The organism is uncultured Fretibacterium sp., assembly GCF_938030725.1.
Classification (GTDB): domain Bacteria; phylum Synergistota; class Synergistia; order Synergistales; family Aminobacteriaceae; genus Fretibacterium.
The window spans coordinates 1-2,333 of record NZ_CALHIQ010000040.1; the positions used below are offsets into that span (position 1 = coordinate 1).

At 62.7% G+C, this 2,333-nt stretch carries 1 protein-coding gene and 1 pseudogene; one reads left to right on the forward strand and one right to left on the reverse strand.

Translation table 11 applies throughout. From position 1 onward, the window contains the following. Positions 1–271: pseudogene (locus tag Q0629_RS02570) on the reverse strand (tryptophan synthase subunit beta); the annotation flags it as partial. Between the two features lie 512 nt (positions 272–783). On the opposite strand from Q0629_RS02570, the gene Q0629_RS02575 reads away from it, so the two are divergent. Next, the coding region (locus Q0629_RS02575; protein WP_298778559.1) for a methyl-accepting chemotaxis protein at positions 784–2,333 on the forward strand (1,550 nt) is incomplete at its 3' end.

Here is a 2,333-nt window from a genome sequence, read left to right on the forward strand (position 1 = left end):
CGCCGTGGTTTAGGTCCTCCCGTTTCAGGAAGAGCCGTCCCCCTCCCAGGTCCTTCGAGATGTTGCGGCACTCCGTCAGCGCCGAGGGACGGCCCACGTAGTCCTTGAGGAGCGTCAGATACTCCTCTTGAAACGCCTCGTCCGCCATCGCGTCCCGGAAGGCCTCATCCAATTCGTCCAGGCGCTTCTTGAGGGCCTCGGGGATGAACTGCCCACCGTACTCCCCAAAGAATCCCGTGACTGCAGCTTTCCTCTCGACGTCGTTTGCCATTGCAATCTCCTCCTGAATAAAGTATAAAATTTTTGGGATACAAAAAAGCCCGGGGCAAAAGGTCGGCCCCAGGCTGTGACGCTCTCAAGACAAAAGGGCCAGAGGGTTGATTTCCCTCCGGCCCTTAAGCGCTTTCTTAGCTTTCGACGCGCACGGACAGAGGGCAGCTTAAGGCTGCCACCACCACATCCCGTTGTTCCGAAGCTGCATTGCGGCCTCTCCGTCGCGTTTCATCGCTCTCGTCCTCACTCTCGCGTACTCCCCCAAGCGGGGTGAATTTTTAGCTAAAATAGCACCCCTATGGCAGGCTGTCAAGAGTTTTTCAGAGGTATTGCCGATCTTCGGGGTTGCGTATTATAATAGCGATAAAGTCGTTTTTTCATCCCGGAGGGTGGGCGTTTTAGCGAGCCGGAGGAGAGTTCGGCAGGAGCGGCCCTCCGGGTTTGTGCGTTCGCGCTACGGCACTACGGGATGTTTCTTCAGTATTTTTGCTTAGCAAGGGAGACGAAAAGATGACGATTCGGAGCAAGATGTTGGGGACGGTCGCGGCGGTTTTTCTGGTGTTGTTCTTGATGATCGGGGTCGTTTACCTCTGGGGCGGCTCGACGCTGTCCTCCGTTTTGAAGGGGGCCGGAGTGGAGAGCGTATCCCAGTCGGCCCAGATTTTTCGAGGCGTCCTGACCCGATCCTCCGCGGTTCTCTCGGCCTCCGCCGAATCGCTGCGGTATGCGTTCGTGAACTTCCAGGCGGTTTCTAAGGACGAGGTGGCTCGGGCCGCCGCCGCCCTCCTGGCCAAGAACAGGCCGAACGGCATCAAGGAACTGTTCTGGGGCTACGAGTCGGACGGCCGTTTTGCGGACGGAGGCGGCTGGAAGGCCCCCGACGACTTCGACGCCCGGACTCGCCCCTGGTACAAGCTCGCGGTCGCGGCCAGGGACGGCGAGGTCATCTGCTCAGAGCCTTACATCATTGCAGCGACCAACAGCCTTGGGATCACCATGGCCGTCGCCGTCCGGGACGATGCAGGGAAGCTCCTGGGGGTCGTCGGCGCGGACCTGGACGTGGACCAGATCAGCTCGCAGACGGCGGCCCTGAAGGTCTTCGGCCAGGGCTCCGGGGTCCTGATCCGGAAGGACGGCCTGATCGTCGCCTCCCCCAAGAAGGAGCAGGTCATGAAGACCAACCTCCTGACGGACCCGGCCTCTCCGGAAAGCGTCCGCCAGACGGTTCGGCGGATGACGGCGGGCGAGAGCGGGGTCACCGAGTACACCCACGAGGGTGAGCGGCGCCTGATGTTCTACGCTCCTGTGGGGTACGACCTCTACCTTGGCGCGTTCTTCCCCTATTCTGTGATCTCCGGCATCCTCAAGACCCTGCTCCTGATCCTGCTGGGCGTCGCGGTCACGCCGCTGATCATCGTCGGAGTTTCCTTCTTCTGCATCATTCGGGGCATGACGCGCTCCGTGCGCCGGATGACCGACCTCATGGAGGAGCTGGAGGCGGGCGACCTCTCGACCCACTTCGACGACTCCGGCAAGGATGAGTTCTCCAGGATATCGGGGATGCTGAATCGGACGGCGGGCTCCATCGGCGAGGTGGTTTCCCGCATCCGGACCGGCGTGGCCGAGAACTCGCGCCAGTCCGAGGAGCTCGCGAAGATATCGGGGGACCTGCTGGCCTCGATGGAGAGCGTCGGCGGGCTGATGGGCAAGTCGGACACCCTGCTGGGCGAGAGCTCCTCTGCCCTTCAGTCGATCAACGCGGCGATCGGCGAGGTGGCGTCCGGAGCCCAGTCGAGCGCCCAGGCGGCCACGGAGGGCGCCTCCCAGTCCGCCACCGTCAGCACCGGGACGACGGAGGGAGTTCACAGCGTGGGGCGGATCGTCGAGGGCATGAAGCTGGCTGAGGAGAAGTCCGAGGAAACGATGGAGCAGATCGGCCACCTGGCGCAGTCGGTGGAGGCCATCTCCGGCTTCGTGAGCTCCATCACGTCCATCGCGGACCAGACGAACCTCCTGGCCCTCAACGCGGCGATCGAGGCGGCGCGGGCGGGCGAGGCGGG